The 17,784-nt window shown below is 76.0% G+C and carries 13 protein-coding genes; 7 read left to right on the top strand and 6 right to left on the bottom strand.

Annotated elements, in window-relative coordinates; all coding sequences use genetic code 11:
* Together ACI2LW_RS10360 and ACI2LW_RS10355 are read right to left on the bottom strand one after the other, a co-directional pair.
* Entirely contained in the window at nucleotides 1-3,216 is a 3,216-nt protein-coding gene (locus tag ACI2LW_RS10360; RefSeq protein ID WP_404730754.1) for a molecular chaperone Hsp90, read from the bottom strand.
* Nucleotides 3,217-3,783: 567 nt separating this feature from the next.
* Nucleotides 3,784-4,707: a DUF3027 domain-containing protein gene (locus tag ACI2LW_RS10355; RefSeq protein ID WP_404730753.1), complete on the bottom strand. Its 924-nt coding sequence runs from the start codon at nucleotides 4,705-4,707 to the stop codon at nucleotides 3,784-3,786.
* Between the two features lie 814 nt (nucleotides 4,708-5,521).
* Here ACI2LW_RS10355 and ACI2LW_RS10350 point away from each other — a divergent pair.
* From ACI2LW_RS10350 to ACI2LW_RS10335, 4 genes are all read left to right on the top strand, one after another.
* Nucleotides 5,522-6,955 carry an MFS transporter gene (locus ACI2LW_RS10350; RefSeq protein ID WP_404730752.1) on the top strand — a complete coding sequence of 478 codons (1,434 nt, stop codon included), beginning with the start codon at nucleotides 5,522-5,524 and terminating at the stop codon, nucleotides 6,953-6,955.
* Between the two features lie 286 nt (nucleotides 6,956-7,241).
* Nucleotides 7,242-7,700 (top strand): DUF2771 domain-containing protein, encoded by a 459-nt coding sequence (locus ACI2LW_RS10345; protein WP_404730814.1) that lies wholly within the window; start codon nucleotides 7,242-7,244, stop codon nucleotides 7,698-7,700.
* Nucleotides 7,670-8,428 (top strand): futalosine hydrolase, encoded by a 759-nt coding sequence (locus ACI2LW_RS10340; protein ID WP_404730751.1) that lies wholly within the window; start codon nucleotides 7,670-7,672, stop codon nucleotides 8,426-8,428. Before ACI2LW_RS10345 ends, ACI2LW_RS10340 begins: the two co-directional genes overlap by 31 nt.
* A complete protein-coding gene (locus ACI2LW_RS10335) occupies nucleotides 8,418-9,275 on the top strand; it encodes a 1,4-dihydroxy-6-naphthoate synthase (protein ID WP_404730750.1) in 858 nt (285 codons plus the stop codon). Before ACI2LW_RS10340 ends, ACI2LW_RS10335 begins: the two co-directional genes overlap by 11 nt.
* Nucleotides 9,276-9,488: 213 nt before the next feature.
* On the opposite strand, the gene ACI2LW_RS10330 is transcribed toward ACI2LW_RS10335, so the two are convergent.
* The gene (locus ACI2LW_RS10330) at nucleotides 9,489-9,872 is read right to left on the bottom strand and encodes a cold-shock protein (RefSeq protein WP_404730749.1); all 384 of its coding nucleotides are present in this window, start codon (nucleotides 9,870-9,872) and stop codon (nucleotides 9,489-9,491) included.
* 164 nt (nucleotides 9,873-10,036) lie between these two features.
* On the opposite strand from ACI2LW_RS10330, the gene ACI2LW_RS10325 reads away from it, so the two are divergent.
* On the top strand, nucleotides 10,037-10,300 hold the full coding sequence (locus ACI2LW_RS10325) for a hypothetical protein (RefSeq protein WP_404730748.1): 264 nt from the start codon (nucleotides 10,037-10,039) through the stop codon (nucleotides 10,298-10,300).
* On the opposite strand, the gene ACI2LW_RS10320 is transcribed toward ACI2LW_RS10325, so the two are convergent.
* Together ACI2LW_RS10320 and ACI2LW_RS10315 are read right to left on the bottom strand one after the other, a co-directional pair.
* Nucleotides 10,264-10,902 (bottom strand): HAD family hydrolase, encoded by a 639-nt coding sequence (locus ACI2LW_RS10320; protein WP_404730747.1) that lies wholly within the window; start codon nucleotides 10,900-10,902, stop codon nucleotides 10,264-10,266. The genes ACI2LW_RS10325 and ACI2LW_RS10320 overlap by 37 nt on opposite strands.
* Nucleotides 10,903-11,122: 220 nt before the next feature.
* Nucleotides 11,123-12,136 (bottom strand): hypothetical protein, encoded by a 1,014-nt coding sequence (locus ACI2LW_RS10315; RefSeq protein WP_404730746.1) that lies wholly within the window; start codon nucleotides 12,134-12,136, stop codon nucleotides 11,123-11,125.
* A 112-nt stretch (nucleotides 12,137-12,248) separates the two neighbouring features.
* Between ACI2LW_RS10315 and ACI2LW_RS10310 the strand changes: the two genes are divergently transcribed.
* Both ACI2LW_RS10310 and ACI2LW_RS10305 read left to right on the top strand, forming a co-directional pair.
* Nucleotides 12,249-14,999 carry a helicase-associated domain-containing protein gene (locus ACI2LW_RS10310; protein WP_404730745.1) on the top strand — a complete coding sequence of 917 codons (2,751 nt, stop codon included), beginning with the start codon at nucleotides 12,249-12,251 and terminating at the stop codon, nucleotides 14,997-14,999.
* A 54-nt stretch (nucleotides 15,000-15,053) separates the two neighbouring features.
* Nucleotides 15,054-16,700 (top strand): DNA repair helicase XPB, encoded by a 1,647-nt coding sequence (locus tag ACI2LW_RS10305; RefSeq protein ID WP_404730813.1) that lies wholly within the window; start codon nucleotides 15,054-15,056, stop codon nucleotides 16,698-16,700.
* On the opposite strand, the gene ACI2LW_RS10300 is transcribed toward ACI2LW_RS10305, so the two are convergent.
* On the bottom strand, nucleotides 16,655-17,728 hold the full coding sequence (locus ACI2LW_RS10300) for a glycosyltransferase 87 family protein (protein WP_404730812.1): 1,074 nt from the start codon (nucleotides 17,726-17,728) through the stop codon (nucleotides 16,655-16,657). The genes ACI2LW_RS10305 and ACI2LW_RS10300 overlap by 46 nt on opposite strands.
* Nucleotides 17,729-17,784: the final 56 nt, after the last annotated feature.

The raw sequence follows: 17,784 nt of genomic DNA, 5'->3' as shown, positions 1-17,784 counted from the left end.
TCAGTCGAACCAGCGGTCGCGGGCCAGTTCCTCCGTGCGGGAGGGGTCCTCCAGCAGGGCGGCCACCTCGAAGCGGCGCGGCCACTGGCCGGCGGCCCAGGCCAGCCCGGCGGCCACCCCCTCCAGCGTCGCGGCGTGCAGGACGCCGTCCGAGGTCAGGCGCCAGTCCAGTGCGGTGCCGTCCACGACGAGCTCGTCGTGCTCGACGTAGGTGGCGGGCGTGCGCGGGCCCAGCAGCAGCCGTACCGGCTCGGGTACGTCGTGCTCGGTGCCCTCGGAGTCCACCGAGCCGGTGACGGACTCGCTCAGCCGCCGCACCTGGAACAGCTCGGCCAGTTCCGCCGCCAGGGACGGCCGCACCGGCAGCAGCGGGACACCGGCGGTGAACGGCAGCAGGTCCGGGGAGTCGCACACCACCGCGTCGGCCGCGTCCACGACCTCCACCCGCCCGTCGACCACGGCCCGCAGCTCCTCCGGCAGCGTCACCCGCTCCGGGTCCAGTTCGGCCAGCGCCCCGTACAGGGCGTGCAGTTGGGCGGCCGTCACCGGGCGCTCGGGGTCGGCGAGGCGGTCCAGCAGCTCGGCGGCGCCGCCCGGCTCGTCCAGCAGGGCGGCCACCGACGTGCGCACGCCGAGCGCCCACAGCACCTGGTCGTCGTCGAGACCGCCGGCGTCGGCCTCGTCGTACAGGCCGCGCAGCAGCGGGTCGGAGCCCGCGGCCCGCAGACCGGCCGGGCGGCGTCCGCCCAGCACCGGGTGCCCGCGCAGCCACCAGGCGGTGTACGGCCGTACGACCTCGTGGGTGCCGTCCGGCAGCAGGACGCGCACGGGCTGGGTGAGCGCGTCCCGCAGCGGCGGCCGGGCCAGCAGGGCGAGCGCGCGGGGCCACTGGTCGTCGTCGACGAGGTCGAGGTCGCGCACCGCGACGATCTCGGTGGCGACCGGCGGCACGGGGGTGTCCGGGAAGCGGTCGAGGACGTCCTCGCACCACACGTCGACCGCGTCGAGCAGCCCGGGGTCGTCGGGCTCGGGGAAGTCCCCCTCGCGCGGCTCGAGTTCGTCGGGGTCCAGGACGACGTCCGTGGCCCGTACGAGGGCGAAGTCCACCAGCACACCGCAGGCGGCGAGCGGCTGCGCGCCCCACCGGCCGGCCAGTTCCCGGTCGACGGCGGGCAGTTCGCCCTCGCGCATGACGCTCGCGAACGGGCCGTCGGGGAAGACCAGTTCGGCGGCCGGGGCGAGTTCGCCGTCCTCGTCGGGCAGGGCGAGCGCGCCGAGCCACGGCTCGTCGCCGGGCTCCAGGCCGGCGTCCCGGACCAGGGCGAGCACGGTGTCGGCCAGCTCCTCGGCGTCCGGGGTGTCCTGGTCCCACGCCCCGGCGTCCTCGTCGAGGGAGGCGGCGACCGCGGCCCGCACCTGCGGCGTGGTGAGCACCGCGCGCGCGGTGGCGGGCAGGGCGCCGAGCTTCTCCAGGACCGGGTGGGCGGCGTCCGGGTGGGCGACCTTGAGACCGAGCCGGGCCAGCACCTCGGGATCGGCGGGGGTGGCGCCCGGGGAGGGCAGCAGGACCTGCCGGGGCCCGATGGTCGTACGGCCGTCGGCCAGCGGCACCGGCAGCCCGGAGAGCCGGTCCGGGTCGACGCCGGCGAGGCTGTCGTACAGCCGCCGCCACCACTCCGGCTCCTTCTCCAGCCCGGCGAGCCGGTCGACGGCGTCGGTCAGCGGAAGACGGGCCACGCCCAGCGTGCGCAGTTCCGCCCGCCGTTCCAGCCCGGCGGGCAGCAGGGTGGGCAGCACCTCGGCCAGGACGCGCACCGTGTCCGCGCCCGCGCCCTCCACCACCTCGGCGTCGCGCGGCCGCAGCGACTCGGGCAGGTCGGTGTCGTGCTCGCCCGGGCGGACGGCGGGCGGCAGGAAGGAGGTCCGCGGCAGCCGCTGGAGGATCTCCTGCCGCAGCGCGCCGTCCAGTTCGCCCTTGCCCAGCGGTCCGGGCACCAGGTCGATGATCCCCTCGGTCACCGGCCGCCAGTCGCCGAGGAGTTCGGCGTAGGCGTCGGCCGCGCGCCGCACCAGGAAGTCGGTGAGCGGGCCGGGGGCGGTGTGGCGGCGCGTGGTGTCCAGCGGGAACGACGCGATGAGCAGGGCGGGGACGCCCAGCGGCTCGTCGCTCGGGGTGGGCGCGTGCAGCACCGGGCTGGTGCGCGGCCGGGCCGGGCCGCCGTCGGCGTCCACGGGAACCGCCCAGGTGACGGACCAGTGGGGGCGCAGTCGCTCCTCCACCGGCCGGTCGGCGAGCAGGTCGGGCGTGAGCGGTCCGTGCGCGGAGGCGGTACGCCAGCGGGTCGTGCCCTCGCGGGTGTCCTCGACCACCGTGAGCGTGCCCTCGGTGCGCCGGCGCAGGGTGCGCGGGGCGGCGTCGCCGGCCTCGATCACGACCTCCTCCAGGCCGGGCAGGGCGAGGAGCAGCGCGTCGTCGACGGCGTCCAGCAGCCGTTCGGCGAGGTCGGCGGCGGCCGCGTCGCGCAACGGCAGGATGACGACCGTGTCGTACGGGTCGGGGGCGGTGCCCTCGGCGGCGAACGGCAGCCGCAGCAGCGGAACGTGCCCGTCGCGGCGGCGGATCTCGTCGCCGAGTCCGGGGCTGTGCCGGGCGGTCTCCTCGGCGAGGCCGCGGGCCTCGGCCAGGGACCAGCGCACGCCTCCGTGCCGGCCGACGACGGCCGGCTCGTCGGTGACGGCGAGGACGGCGGCGAATCCGACCCCGAACCGGCCGACGGAGCCGGGGTGCGGGGCGGGGGCCGGGGCGGTGTGGGGGTGGGGGTGGGTGCTGCTGGTGGCGGGGGCCGGGCCGACGCCGGGGGCGGTGGTCTCGCGTTTGGCGGAGGCGCGGAGCGTGGACAGGGACTCCACGCCGGCCGCGTCCAGCGGGGCGCCGGTGTTGGCGGCGACGAGGACGCCGTCGCGCAGGGTCAGGCGCAGCCGGCCGGGCACGCCCGCGCGGGCGGCGGCGTCGGCGGCGTTCTGCGCCAGCTCCACCACGAGCCGGTCCCGGTAACCGCCGAGGACCAGGTCCTCCTCGGCGTTGGCGTCCTCACGGAACCGGGCGGGACTGGTCGCCCAGGCGTTGAGCACGCCCCGGCGCAGGCGCGCCGTCCCGAAGGGGTCGACGCCCTCGGCCGGCGACGGCACGATCATGCTCACGTTCACTCTCCTCATGGGCGTGTGCCCCGAAGGTCGAAGGTACCGCGAGGGCGGGAGCGGGCCGGGCGGGCGGGCACGGCGGGTGCGTTGCGCCCCGGCGCCGGGGGCCCGGGGCGCAGCCCTGCGGGGGTGCGGGGCTGCGCCCCCGCGGGGGGTGCAGGGGCGGAGCCCCGCCGGGTTCTGGAGCCGAGCCCCACTCGGGTGCAGGGGCGCAGCCCCGCGTGGGGTCCGGGGCGGAGCCCCGTGACGGCAACTCCTCGCCCCACCGAGTCGGGCGGGTCGGATGGGACAGAGAGGGGTGCGGGGGGCGCAGCCCCCGCCGGGGGTGCGGGGGCGGAGCCCCGCGCGGGGTCCGGGGCGGAGCCCCGTGGCGGTGCGGTCTTGGCCCAGCGAGCCGGGCGGGCCGGATGGGGCAGAGGGGGGTGCGGGGGGCACAGCCCCCACCCGGGGTCTGGGGCGGAGCCCCAGGGACGGTTGACCCCTCACCCCACCGAGTCGGGCGGGTGGGCAAAAAAGGGGGGTGCAGGGGGCGCCAGGGGGCGCAGCCCCCTGGCGGGGTCCCGGGGCGGAGCTCCGGGGAGGCTACGAGTGCCCCAGCTCGTCGGTCCCGTCGTCGGACACGGGAACCGACCCCGAATCCCGCGCCGGACGGAGCGGGAAGGGATCCACCCGGGTCTCGTCGATCACCGGCGCCGCCGGCTGCGGCGGCTTCGGCATGACGGCGGCCTCGGAATGCCCGCCGCAGCCGTACGCCAGGGAGACCACGTGACCGTCGGCCGGGGAGAACTCGTTGGCGCAGATCCCGAACGCCTGCCCGAGCGAGCCGCCGATCGGCACCAGGAAGCCGCAGCTCACGCAGGGCGCCGGGGCGGCCTGGGCCATCGGCGTCTTGGGGCCGAACGCCTCCTCCCAGCGGTCGGCGGCCGCACGAAGGCCGTAGCGGGACAGCACCCGGGCACGGCGCATGCCGAGCTCCTCGGCGACCGCCGCGATCGAGCCGCGCGAGGGCGCCGTGGGGAGGTTCTTCGGCGGGCCGGCCGTCACCTCGGCGTCCTCGGCCTCCACCAGCTCGGACATGTCCGCGGAGACCGCGGAGTTCGGCGGGGGCTCGTCCTCGCCCGAGAAGCCCGGCTCGAGGCGGAGGTCCTCGGCGTCGGTGGGCAGCAGGTCGCCGGGGCCCATGTCGCCCGGGCGCAGCCGCTCGCTCCAGGGCACCCACTCGGGCGCGAGGATCGCGTCGGGGCCGGGCAGCAGGACGGCCTCGTCCAGGGTGACGATCTTGGCGCGGGAGGCGCGGGCCACGGTCACGGCCCAGCGCCAGCCGCGGTACCCGAGCTCCTTGCACTCGAAGAAGTGGGTGACGACGCGGTCGCCCTCGGACACCAGGCCGGTGTGCTCACCGACGACGCCCGGCGCGGCGGCCTCCTCGGCTGCGGCGCGGGCGAGGTCGACGGCCTCGGCGCACAGGCGGTCGGGGGTGCGGCTTCGCGTGCTCGCTGCGCTCACAGGTATCGCTTCTCTCCTACGCCGTCTGTACGGGTGCGCCGGCCTGAAGGCGGCGGGGCGGACGGAGCGGACCTGTGGACCGCGTCGACGTTCGCGCCCGATCGCGCTCGGGCGCACCTACGTCATCCATTCTGCGGTATGCACGTGAGGCGCGCGGCCGAGAGCGGTCGCCACGGCGCGCTACGCACGCTACCTTCTCGCCGGCGCTCGGCCTACACCGGCGGTGGGCTTCGCCGCTCCGCGGCGGGTTTTCGGGTGCGGTCGCCGTCCCCGGCAGGGGGGTGCCCCCCTCCCGCCTCTTTGCCCACCCGCCCGCCCGACTCGGTGGGGTGAGGCGGCACCGTCCCCCGGGGCTCCGCCCCTGCACCCCGGGCGGGGGGGCTGCGCCCCCGCACCCCCCATTGCCCCATCCAGCCCGCCCGACGCGGTGGGCCAAGACCGCACCGCCACGGGGCTCCGCCCCGCACCCCGGCGGGGGCTGCGCCCCCCGCACCCCCCATTGCCCCATCCAGCCCGCCCGGCTCGCTGGGCCAAGACCGCACCGCCACGGGGCTCCGCCCCGGACCCCACGCGGGGCTCCGCCCCCGCACCCCCGGCGGGGGCCGCGCCCCCCCGCACCCCCCATTGCCCCATCCAGCCCGCCCGACTCGCTGGGCCAAGACCGCACCGCCACGGGGCTCCGCCCCGGACCCCACGCGGGGCTCCGCCCCCGCACCCCGCGCGCGTGGGTTGAAAGGGTGCCTCCGGATGTTCCCTTGGTCCCATCCGTGCCGTAATGGCGCTACCTGGGGCTCATCCGGGGCACTATGACGGAGTGGCAGCCGCGAGGACGCCCCAGGGCACCGCCGGGCTCGGTGGGTCCGAGGGGGTGAAGGGGAGGAGCCGGAGCAGCGGTTCGGGCCGGTTCGGCGGGTCCGTCCGTGCGGTCGGCCGTGCCCTGCGCCTCCCCGTGACGGGAACCGCCCGGGGCATCCGCCGGGCCACCCACGCCCACGGCGCCGGCGAGTCGGGGCTCGGCAAGCTGATCGAGCTGCACGCGGTGAACGGCGCCGGGGACGTGATGGTCACCGTCGCGCTCGCCTCCACCGTCTTCTTCTCCGTCCCCACCGACGAGGCCCGCGGCCGGGTGGCGCTCTACCTCGCCATCACCATGGCGCCCTTCACCCTGCTCGCGCCCGTGATCGGCCCGCTCCTCGACCGCCTGCCGCACGGCCGGCGCGCGGCGATGGCCGGGGCCATGCTCGCCCGCGCGCTGCTCGCCCTGGTCATCTCCGGGGCCGTGGCCAGCGGCAGCCTGGAGCTGTATCCGGCGGCGCTCGGCGTGCTGGTCGCCTCCAAGGCGTACGGGGTGGTCAGAAGCGCCGTGGTGCCCCGGCTGCTGCCACCGCGCTTCTCACTCGTCAAGGCGAACTCGCGGGTGACGCTCGGCGGGCTGCTGGCCACCGGGATCGCGGCCCCTGTCGGGGCGGGGCTGCAGGCCGTCGGGGCGCGCTGGCCGCTGTACGGCGCCTTCGTGATCTTCGCGGCGGGGACGTTCCTGTCGTTCTCCCTGCCGCCCAAGGTCGACTCGGCCAAGGGTGAGGACCGGGCGCTGCTGGCGGCCGACGAGCAGCATCTGCACGGGCCGCGCATCAAGCCGCCCAGGCGGCCCGGACTGCGCACGGTGGGCACGGCGGTCACGCACGCCCTGGCCGCCAACGCCTCCCTGCGCTGCCTGTCCGGCTTCCTGATCTTCTTCCTCGCCTTCCTGCTGCGGGAGCACCCGCTGACCGGGTCCAGCGCGGCGGTGTCGCTGGGCATCGTGGGGGTCGCGGCGGGCGCGGGCAACGCGCTCGGCACGGCGGTCGGGGCGTGGCTCAGGTCCCGGGCGCCGGAGATCATCATCGTCACGGTGGTGGCGATCGTGCTGGGCGCGGCGATCACGGCCGCGGTCTTCTTCGGCGCGTTCCTGGTGGCGTGTCTGGCCGCGGTGGCGGGGTTCGGGCAGGCGCTGGCCAAGCTGTCGCTGGACGCGCTGATCCAGCGGGACGTGCCGGAACTGGTGCGCACCTCGGCGTTCGCGCGCTCGGAGACGCTGCTGCAGATGGCCTGGGTGCTGGGCGGCGCGATCGGCATCGTACTGCCGCTCAACGGTGTGCTGGGCCTGTCGGTGGGCGCCGCCATCGTCGCGGCCGGCTGGCTGCCCACGGTGCGCGGCCTGCTCGCCTCCGCCCGCCGCACCGCCACGGCCCATCCCCGGGTGGCCTGACTCCCACGGGCTCCCCAAGCTCCTCCGGGCTCGCCAGGCTCCTCCGCGCTCCCCCGGCCCCGGCTCCCCCGGCCCCGGCTCCCCCGGCCCCGGCTCCCCCGGCCTCGGCTCCCCCGGCGCCTTGGGCTCCCCGGCTCCCCCGGCGCCTTGGGCTCTCCGGCTTCCCCGGGCTTCCCCCGCCCCGGCCCGGGCGGCCCCGTGCCCCGTGCCCCGTGCCCCGGCGGCACGCCGTACCCCGCGTGGGCGGAGGGCTGGGACCGCCAGATAGCCTTCGGCCATGACCTCGATGCGATCCGCTGTGCGACGCCGCCGCGCCGTCGCCGCCGCCGGCGCCGTTTCCGCCGGACTGCTCGTCCTGTCGGCCTGCGACAAGCCGACCCCGCTCTCCACGATCACCGTCGGCCAGGACTCGGTGAGCTCGGAGGCCAGCTGCTACAACGACGGCGAGCCGCTGAAGACCTCCGACCTGATCAAGTGCGTCAAGGGCGGCAAGTCCATCAAGGTCGACCCCGACGAGACCGTCCGCTTCGGGGTGGACCCGGAGATCGCGGACTCCGGCTGGACCATCCTGATGAACGGTCAGCCGCTCACGGACTCCAGCAACAAGACCTACCGCACCATCCCCGGCAGCGTCTTCTTCAACGCCCAGTACGGCGCCAGCGGCAACTCCACGCAGGTCGCCATCAAGGAGGGCGAGAAGGAGACCAAGGGTGTGTGGTCCTTCACGCTGAAGAAGGACTCCTGACCACGTCTTCCGTACGGGTGCTCGTCGCCACCGCGGTTCCCGCCGAACGGGACGCGGTGGCGCGGGCGCTTCCGGAGCCGTTCACCGAGGTGCCGCTGCCCGGGCTGACCGTGCGCCGCACGGCCGGGACGGCGCCCCGCTGCGACCTGGTCGCCGCCGGCGTCGGCCCCGCCCTGGCCGCCGCGTCCACCGCCACCGCGCTGACCGCCGCCGCGCTCGCCGGCGCCCCCTACGACCTCGTCGTCTCCGCCGGTATCGCCGGGGGCTTCGCGCCCGCCGCGCCCGTCGGCTCGCTGGTCGTCGCGGACGAGATCACCGCGGCCGACCTGGGCGCCGAGACCGCCGAGGGCTTCGTCCCGGTGACCGGACTCGGCTTCGGCACCGTCACCCACCGTCCGCCCGGACCACTCGTACGGGCGATCGCGTCCGCCACCGGCGCCCTCACCGGCGCGGTGCTCACCGGCTCCACCGTGACCGGCACCGCCGCCCGGGCCGACGCGCTGCGCGCCCGTCACCCGCGCGCCCTCGCCGAGGCCATGGAGGGCTTCGCGGTCGCCGAGGCCGCCGCCGCGCACGGCGTGCCCGTGCTGGAGATCCGCGCGGTCTCCAACGCCGTGGGCCCGCGCGACCGCGCCGCCTGGCGCGTCGGCGACGCCCTCGCGGCCCTGACCGACGGTTTCGGGAAGCTCGCCCCCGTCCTTTCGAGTTGGAACCCACATGAGCCCTGACAGCAGCAGGCGGCTGCGGATCGCCTACTCCCCCTGCCCCAACGACACCTTCGTCTTCGAGGCCCTGGCCCACGGCCGGGTCCCGGGCGCGCCCGCGTTCGACGTCACCTTCGCGGACATCGACATCACCAACGGCATGGCCGAGCGCGGCGAGTTCGACGTGCTGAAGGTGTCGTACGCGGTGCTGCCGTACGTCCTCGGCGAGTACGCGCTGCTGCCGTGCGGCGGCGCGCTGGGGCGGGGCTGCGGACCGCTCGTGCTCACCCGGGACGCGGACGTCGACCTGACGGGCCGTACGGTCGCGGTGCCGAGCGAGAAGTCGACCGCCTACCTGCTGTTCCGGCTGTGGGCGGCGGACACCGTGCCCGGCGGGGTGGGCGAGATCGTGGTCATGCCGTTCCACGAGATCATGCCGGCCGTGCGGGACGGGAAGGTCGACGCCGGACTCGTCATCCACGAAGCGCGCTTCACGTATCAGAACTACGGGCTGCACAAGCTCGCCGACATGGGCGAGCACTGGGAACGCACCACCGGGCTGCCCATCCCGCTCGGCGCGATCATCGCCCGGCGCTCCCTGGGCGAGGACGCGCTGACCCGGCTCGCCGAGTCGGTCCGCGCGTCCGTGCGCATGGCCTGGGACGACCCCGAGGCCTCCCGCCCCTACGTCATGGAGCACGCCCAGGAGATGGACCCGGCCGTCGCCGACCAGCACATCGGGCTGTACGTCAACGAGTTCACCGCCGGCCTCGGCGAGGAGGGCTACGCGGCGGTGCGCGGGCTGCTCACCCGGGCGGCGGCCGAGGGACTGGTCCCGGCCCTCGGCCCGGACGCGCTCGACTTCCCGTAGCCGGTGGGGACGCCCTGGTCACCCCGCGATCCGGTCACCCGCCGGCTGGTCACCCGGCCGGCGGGCGGCTCCGGCGAGTGACCGGTTGCCGGTGACCGGTCCGCGGGTGGGCGGCCGCGGCGAGTGACGGTCGCGGGTGACCGGTCGCGGACGACCGGCGCGTACGTCCGGTGGCCGGGGCTGGCTCCGGCGTGGGGGCGGGGGCGCGGCCGGTCAGACGTCCAGCTGGTCGGCGACCGCGCGCAGCAGGCCGGCGATCTTCTTGCCGACGGCCTTGTCGGGGTAGCGGCCCTTCTCCAGGGTCGGCAGGGTGTTCTCCAGCAGGGTCGTCAGGTCCTGCACGATGCCGGCCAGCTCGTCCGGCTTCTTGCGCTGCGCGGCCGCGACGGAGGGGGTCGGTTCCAGGAGCGTCACGGAAAGGGCCTGGTCGCCGCGCTGCCCGGCGACCACACCGAACTCCACCCGCTGTCCCGGCTTGAGCGTGTCCACTCCGGCGGGCAGGACCGAGGAATGGACGAAGACGTCACCGCCGTCGTCACGGGAGAGAAAGCCGAAGCCCTTCTCACTGTTGAACCACTTGACCTTGCCGGTGGGCACGTCTGTCCTCGTCCTCGTACTCGTCGGAAAACTGCTTCGGAAACGGCTCTTGATAGCACTGGGGCGGGTCGCGCCGGACCCGCCGGTACCCAGGCTAATGGTCTTGGGGCGGGTGACAAGGCGTCGCCCGATTGTTCCCTCGCGCTGGGAACTACCCTGGTCCGGTGCGTGACAAAACCCAAGCGAATTCCGCCGCGGCCGGTGACCGGCTGATCCGTGCCGGCGCCATCGTCTTCTTCATCGGGGTGGTGGCCACTGCCGTCACGGTGGCCCCGCTGTTCCTCGGGACGAAGCCTTTTCCCACGTTCATGTTCGGTCTGAGCATGCTGATGGGCGTCGGCTTCCTGATCGCCGGCGCGGGCGTGCTCCGGTCGATCGCGGCCGGCCGGCGTCAGGCGCGCGAGGACTCCCGGCAGCCGGCGCGATAGGCCGAAAACCAATTCGGGAACTCACTCAGATCGGTGAGGACGACATCCGCGCCCGCCGCCCTGAGTTCCTCCGCACCGCACGGCCCGGTGGCCACCGCCACCGACAGCGCGCCAGCCGTCCGCGCGCCGCGCACATCACCCACATGGTCGCCGACGTAGGCGCTCGCGCCGTGCTCGCGCAGCGCCTCGGCCTTCTGCTCGGCCCACAGGTCGCCGATCAGCGCGTCGGGGCGTATGCCCAGGTGGTCCAGGTGCAGCCGGGCGTTCGGCTCGTACTTGGCGGTCACCACCACCGCCCGCCCGCCGGACTCGCGCACGGCCGCGACCGCCTCGCGTGCGCCGGCCAGCGCGGGCGTGGCGGCGACGGCGTACTCCGGGTACATCCGCCGGTACAGCCGCGCCACCGCCTCGACCCGCTCGGCCGGGAACCAGTTGACCAGCTCCTCGACGAGCGGCGGACCGAGCCGGGTGACCGCGAGGTCGGCGTCGATGTACGTCCCCGTCCGCTCGGACAGCGCCAGGTAGCAGGCGCGGATGCCGGGGCGGGAGTCGATGAGGGTCATGTCGAGGTCGAAGCCGACGGTCAGCGGGCGCGGGGTCATATGGGCCATTGTGCCCAGGCGCCATGGCGCGGGGACGGCCGGCCCGTGTGACGTACACCTGCTTCCGGCCGACGGCCGCTGTCCCGGCTCGCGGCGCTGTCCCGGCTCGCGGCGCTGTCCCGGCTCGCGGCGCTGTCCTGGCCCGCGGCCGCTGTCCCGGCCGCGAGCGGCCCGTCACGCGGCCCACGGCTCGGGCCACGGCCGGCGGCTCGGCCGGAAGTCAGCGCTGCCGCTGGGAGCGCCAGACGAGGAACAGCGCCGACAGCACGGCCGCGGCGCGCACCACCCAGGGCCAGGTCTGGGCGATCGCGTCGTTCATATGGCCCTCGGCGACGGGGGTGCCCCAGCGGTGCTCGGTGCGGCCCCACAGCCAGACGGCCCCGGCCGCGAGCGCCAGGCCCGGCATGCCCGCGACCGCCCACTTGGACTCGGTGGGCGTCAGCCGGCGGGAGGCGTAGGCGATCAGCCAGCCGAGCAGCAGGGCGAACCAGTTGCCGAGCACCGCGCCCGCGACGAGCAGTGCGGCCGCCAGGAGCAGCAGCGGGTTGCTCCAGCGGCCGCGGCGCAGGGGCAGGCCGAGGCGCCGGCGCGGGGCGGCCGTCTCCTCGGGGACGGCCTCGGCGGCCTCCGGGGCCGCCTCGGTGCCCTGGGCGGCCCCGGAGGCCGCCGGCCGCGGGCCGGCTTTCGCGGCGGGTTCCCCGGGCGGCGGCTTGAGCAGTTCGGGGATCTCCACGCCGCCGACGAAGCCGGGCACGTCGTCGCCGATGCCGAAGGGGCTGCCGTCCGTGCGCCACCAGTCGGGGCGGGTCGTCGCGCCGCCGAGCTCGTCGGAGGTGGCCAGGTGCGGGGGGAGCGCGCCGCCCGGCGGGGGCTGTGCCTCGGCCCGGGCGGGGCGCGGCCGGGGCAGGATCCGGCGGCGCGGGCCGTCCGCCGGCTCCTGCCGCTCGCCCGGATCGCGCTGCTCGGGCACGGCGGAGACCGGTGTCCGCGGCGCCTGCGGGGTGCCGCCGTGGCCGGCGGCGGCGACGATGTCGTCCGGGCTGCCGAGCCGGTCCAGGATGCGGCGGACGGCGGCGGGGCTGTCGACGGCGGCCTTGGCGCGGCGCCGGTCGATCTCGTTGCGCAGCTCCGAGACCAGGCGCATCCGGGTGGCCGAGGACAGCTGCCGCTGCTGGGCGACGTCCCCGACGCGGCTCAAGTACTCGTAGACGACCTGGTCGCTCTCGATCCCCACGGAACCCCTCCGGGGCGGCTGGCCGGAAACCCCGTGGGGACGAAGGTACCGCGTGGATCACGGCCGTCGCAGCAGCGCCCCGGCGTCGTACCCACCCGCTACCGTGGTTGCGATGAGCGATGAGAAACCGGCGGCAGCCCCCCGCTCGCTCGCGGAGGACCTTCGCGCGCGCGACGACGCCTGCCTGGCCGCGCTGCTGCGCAGCCGTCCCGATCTCATCACCCCGGTGCCGACCGACCTCACCCAGCTCGCCACCCGGGCCGGGACCCGTGCGTCGGTGGTGCGCGCCCTGGAGCGGCTGGACCGGTTCGCCCTGCAGACGGCGGAGGCCCTCGCGGTGGCGGACGATCCGGCCTCGTACGGCGAGCTGCTCGGGCTGATGGCCGGGGACGCCGGGGACCCGGAGGTCGCCGCGGCGCTGCCCCGCGCCCTGGGCACCCTGCGCGAACAGGCCCTGGTGTGGGGCGGCGACGACCGGCTGCGGCTGGTGCGCACCGCCCGCGAGCTGCTCGCCCCGTCGCCGCAGCACCCGTCCCCGACGGGGCTCGGCCCGACCGTCCGGGAGGCGACCTCGGGCATGTCTCCGGGGCGCATCCAGGAGATCGTGACCACGGCCGGGCTGCCCTCGACGCACGACTCCGTCTCCGCCGTGGCCTCGCTGACCGGGCTGTTCACCGACCGGGAGCGGATGGCGGCGCTGCTGGCCGGCGCCCCGGCCGAGTCCCTCGAGGTGCTCGGCCGCCTGGTGTGGGGGCCGCCCTACGGCCAGGTCACGCCCGACCCGGCGCCCCGGCTGCGCTGGCTGCTCGACCGGGGTCTGCTGCTGCCCACGGCGCCCGGCACGGTCGTCCTGCCCCGCGAGGTGGCCCTGCACCTGCGGCAGGGGCGCGCCCACCGGACGCCCGAGCCGGCGCCGCCCGCGGTCTCCACGGCGGCCACGCACGCCCCCCAGGTGGTGGACGCGACGGCCGCCGCGCAGGCGTACACCGCGCTGGCCACCGTCGAGGAACTGCTGAAGGACTGGGACGAGGGCGGGCCGAACGTGCTGCGCGCGGGCGGGCTGAGCGTGCGCGACCTCAAGCGCACCGCTGTCGCCCTGGACGTGCCCGAGCCGGTGGCCGCCTTCTGGGTGGAACTGGCCTACGCCGCCGGGCTGCTGGCCTCGGACGGTGAGGCCGACGAGCGGTACGCGGCCACCCCGGCCTACGACGAGTGGCTCGAGCGGCCCGCCGCCGAGCGCTGGGTCACGCTCGCGCAGGCGTGGCTGGCGGCGACCCGGACACCGGGGCTGGTCGGCGGGCGGGACGCCAAGGACCGCGCGCTGTCCGCGCTCGGTCCGGGCCTGGACCGCTCGGCGGCGCCGGAGGTGCGGCACCGGGTGCTCACCCTGCTGGCCGGACTGCCGCGGGGCGGCGCGCCGTCGGCCGACTCGCTGCTCGCCCGGCTGCGCTGGGAACGGCCGCTGCGCGGGCCCCAGCGCACCCCGGAGGAGGACGACCTGCGCGTCCGGCTGGCCGGCTGGACGCTGTCGGAGGCGGAGCTGCTCGGCGTCACGGGCCGGGGCGCGCTGTCCGCGCACGGGCGGGCCCTGCTGGGGGCGCCGGCCCCCGGGGCGGGCGGTGACGCGCCCGGCGGGACGGGCGCAAGGACCGGCTCGGGGGAAGCGGCCGGGCGGGCGGCCGGCACCGGGGCCGCCGGGTGGGACACCGGGCAGGAGGCCGCCGGGGCGGACGGGTCCGGTCCCGGTCCCGCGGGCGCGGGCGACAAGCTGCCCGTCCACCGGCACCACCGCGCCGCGGAGGGCACGACCGGCGCCACCGCCGCGTCCGCCACCGCCGCTCTCTCCTCCGGCGCGGCATCCGCCCCCGCACCGGCCTGGGCCGTCCCCCGGGAGCCCCTCTCGCCGGCGGAACGCGCCGCCGCGGGCGCCACCGCGGCCCGGCTCCTCGCCCCGCTGCTGCCCGAACCGCTGGACCACGTGCTGCTCCAGGCAGACCTGACGGCGGTGGCGCCCGGCCCGCTGCAACGGCCGCTCGCGGACACCCTGAGCGTCCTGGCGGACGTGGAGTCCAAGGGCGGGGCGACCGTCTACCGGTTCACCCCGGCCTCCGTGCGGCGCGCCCTGGACGCCGGGCGCAGCGCCGCCGATCTGCACGCCTTCCTCGCCGCGCACTCCCGGACCCCGGTGCCGCAGCCGCTGGCGTACCTGATCGACGACGTGGCGCGGCGGCACGGGCATCTGCGGGTCGGCGCGGCCTCGGCGTACGTGCGCTGCGACGACGACGCCGTGCTCAACGAGATCCTCGCGGACAAGCGGTCCGCCGCCCTGCGTCTGCGCCGCCTCGCGCCGACCGTGCTGGCCGCCCAGGCCGATCCGGGCACCCTGCTGGAGGGCCTGCGCGCCATGGGCTACGCCCCGGCCGCCGAGTCGGCCGAGGGCGACGTGCTCGTCGCCCGCGCCGACTCGCACCGCACCCCGCCCCGCACACCCCCGGAGCCGGTCCCGGAGGGGCCGCCGCCGCCCGACGCGACGCTGCTGGCCGCCGCGATCCGCGCGATCCGGGCGGGCGACCTGGCCTCCACCGCGCCGCGCAAGCCGGTCAGCACCCCCGCCGCGGGCGGTGAGCTGCCCCGCACCAGCTCCGCCGAGACCCTCGCGACCATGCAGGCCGCCGTGCTCACCGGAGAGGCCCTGTGGATCGGCTACGTCAACGCCGAGGGCGCCGCCAGCCAGCGCGTCATCGCGCCGATCCGGGTCGAGGGCGGCTTCGTGACGGCCTACGACCACACCGCCGACGAGGTCCGCACCTACCCGCTGCACCGGATCACGGGCGTGGCCGAACTCGCGGACGACCAGCCGTGACCCTCCGCCGGTGAGGCACACTGGACGTTTGACCGCATGGAAAGGGCGCTGCGCGTGAATGGTCCCCTGATCGTCCAGTCGGACAAGACCCTGCTGCTCGAGGTCGACCACGAGCAGGCCGACGCCTGCCGTCGCGTCATCGCGCCGTTCGCCGAACTGGAGCGGGCGCCCGAGCACATCCACACCTACCGGGTCACCCCGCTCGGCCTGTGGAACGCGCGGGCCGCCGGGCACGACGCCGAACAGGTCGTGGACGCGCTCGTGCAGTACAGCCGCTATCCCGTGCCGCACGCGCTGCTCGTCGACATCGCCGAGACCATGGACCGCTACGGCCGGCTCACCCTGAGCAAGCACCCCGCGCACGGACTGGTGCTGACCACCACCGACCGGCCGGTGCTGGAGGAGGTGCTCAAGTCCAAGCGGATCGCCCCGCTGGTCGGCGCCCGCATCGACCCGGACACCGTCGCCGTGCACCCCTCCGAGCGGGGGCAGATCAAGCAGGTGCTGCTGAAGCTGGGCTGGCCGGCCGAGGACCTCGCCGGCTACGTCGACGGCGAGGCCCACCCGATCGAGCTGCACGAGGACGGCTGGGCGCTGCGGCCCTACCAGAAGCAGGCCGTGGAGAACTTCTGGCACGGCGGCAGCGGCGTGGTCGTACTGCCCTGCGGGGCGGGCAAGACGCTGGTCGGCGCCGGTTCGATGGCGCAGGCGAAGTCCACGACGCTGATCCTCGTCACCAACACCGTCTCCGCCCGGCAGTGGAAGCACGAGCTGGTGCGGCGCACCTCGCTCACCGAGGACGAGATCGGCGAGTACAGCGGGACCCGCAAGGAGATCCGGCCCGTCACCATCGCCACCTACCAGGTGCTCACGACCAAGCGGAAGGGCGTCTACCCGCACCTGGAGCTGTTCGACTCCCGGGACTGGGGGCTGATCGTCTACGACGAGGTGCACCTGCTGCCCGCGCCCGTCTTCAAGTTCACCGCGGACCTGCAGGCGCGGCGGCGGCTCGGGCTGACCGCGACCCTGGTGCGGGAGGACGGCCGGGAGTCCGACGTGTTCTCCCTCATCGGGCCCAAGCGGTTCGACGCGCCCTGGAAGGAGATCGAGGCCCAGGGCTACATCGCGCCGGCCGACTGCGTCGAGGTGCGGGTGAACCTGACGGACGCCGAGCGGCTGGCGTACGCCACCGCCGAGACGGAGGAGAAGTACCGCTTCTGCTCGACCACGGAGACCAAGCGGAAGGTCACCGAGGCGATCGTCCGCCGGTTCGCCGGGCAGCAGATCCTCGTCATCGGCCAGTACATCGACCAGCTCGACGAGCTGGGCGAGCATCTGAACGCCCCCGTGATCAAGGGCGAGACGTCCAACGCCCAGCGCGAGAAGCTCTTCGACGCCTTCCGCGAGGGGGAGATCAACGTGCTGGTGGTGTCGAAGGTCGCCAACTTCTCCATCGACCTGCCGGAGGCCACCGTGGCGGTGCAGGTCTCGGGCACCTTCGGCTCCCGCCAGGAGGAGGCCCAGCGTCTTGGCCGGGTGCTGCGCCCGAAGGCGGACGGCCACCAGGCGCACTTCTACTCGGTGGTCGCCCGGGACACGATCGACCAGGACTTCGCCGCCCACCGCCAGCGCTTCCTGGCCGAACAGGGCTATGCCTACCGGATCATGGACGCCGACGAGCTTCTGACGGAGGACGTCTGAGGCCCTGGGCCCCCGATGCCGCCCAGCGCGGCCGCGGCCAGCAGGACCAGCCCCAGCAGTGCGTACGGTGACACCAGCGGCTGCTGCCACCACGGCAGGTGCAGCTCCGTCTCGCCCTCGCGCGGCACCAGCCACAGGGTGCGGGCGGTGAAGACGAGGGCCGTGGCCGCCGCCCAGACGCGGTGTCCCTCGGCGAGCAGGACGGCGATCAGCGGTACGCACCACACCCAGTGGTGGGACCAGCTGATCGGCGAGACCAGCAGGGCGGTCAGCCCGGTCAGCAGGACGCCCCACCGCTCCCGCGGGGCCCGGCGCGCCAGCCACAGACCGGCGACGGCCACCGCCAGAGCGGGGACGATCCAGGCGGGGCCGGGCTCCGGGTCGCCCAGCATCCGGGCGAGAAGGCCCCGCAGGGACTGGTTGGCGACGATCCACGGCTTCCCCACTCGGTCGGTCTCGAAGACGAGACGGGTCCAGTACGCGACGCTGGCCGCGGGCAGGGCCAGCGCGCCGGTCACCACGGTCGCGGCGAAGGCGGCCGCCGCCGTGGCCGCCTCGCCGCGGCGCCCGCGCAGCAGCAGGTACACGGCGAACAGCGCGGGCGTGAGCTTGATGCCGGCCGCCACACCGATCGCGGCCCCCTTGCCGGGCGCGCCCGGCGGCCGGGTGAGGTCCCACAGGACCAGGCAGGCCATGGTGAGGTTGATCTGGCCGAAGACGAAGGTCTGGAAGACGGGTTCGAGCCACACCGCGAGCGCGGTGCCCGTGCACAGCAGGGGCAGTCCGGCCGGCCGGCGGCCCGCGAGCCGGGCGGAGAGCTGGACGAGCCAGGCGAGCAGGAGCGCGTTGCCCGCGAGGAACACGGCCTTGAGCACGGGGACGGGCAGCCACGCCGCCGGCACGAACAGCAGGGCGGCGAACGGCGGGTAGGTGGCCGGGAGCCGTCCTTCCGTGATCGTGAACCCGTACAGGTCGCGGCCATGCAGGACGGCCGCGCCCTCGGCCCGGTAGACCAGCGCGTCGGGCATCGTCACGCGCAGCAGGGCGAGGAGGACCGCGAGGGCGACGAGGGAGACGGCGAGGA

The organism is Streptomyces sp. NPDC004065 (assembly GCF_044903565.1).
In the GTDB taxonomy this organism is placed as follows: domain Bacteria; phylum Actinomycetota; class Actinomycetes; order Streptomycetales; family Streptomycetaceae; genus Streptomyces.
This window is presented reverse-complemented; position numbering and strand designations above follow the sequence as displayed.

What these genes read in the sequence shown, in the direction of transcription:
- ACI2LW_RS10360 (WP_404730754.1), bottom strand. Translation starts at nt 3,216, where the DNA reads ATGAGGAGAGTGAACGTGAGCATGATCGTGCCGTCGCCGGCCGAGGGC.
- ACI2LW_RS10345 (WP_404730814.1), top strand. Translation starts at nt 7,242, where the DNA reads ATGCGATCCGCTGTGCGACGCCGCCGCGCCGTCGCCGCCGCCGGCGCC.
- ACI2LW_RS10335 (WP_404730750.1), top strand. Translation starts at nt 8,418, where the DNA reads ATGAGCCCTGACAGCAGCAGGCGGCTGCGGATCGCCTACTCCCCCTGC.
- ACI2LW_RS10320 (WP_404730747.1), bottom strand. Translation starts at nt 10,902, where the DNA reads ATGACCCCGCGCCCGCTGACCGTCGGCTTCGACCTCGACATGACCCTC.
- ACI2LW_RS10310 (WP_404730745.1), top strand. Translation starts at nt 12,249, where the DNA reads ATGAGCGATGAGAAACCGGCGGCAGCCCCCCGCTCGCTCGCGGAGGAC.
- ACI2LW_RS10300 (WP_404730812.1), bottom strand. Translation starts at nt 17,728, where the DNA reads ATGCCCGACGCGCTGGTCTACCGGGCCGAGGGCGCGGCCGTCCTGCAT.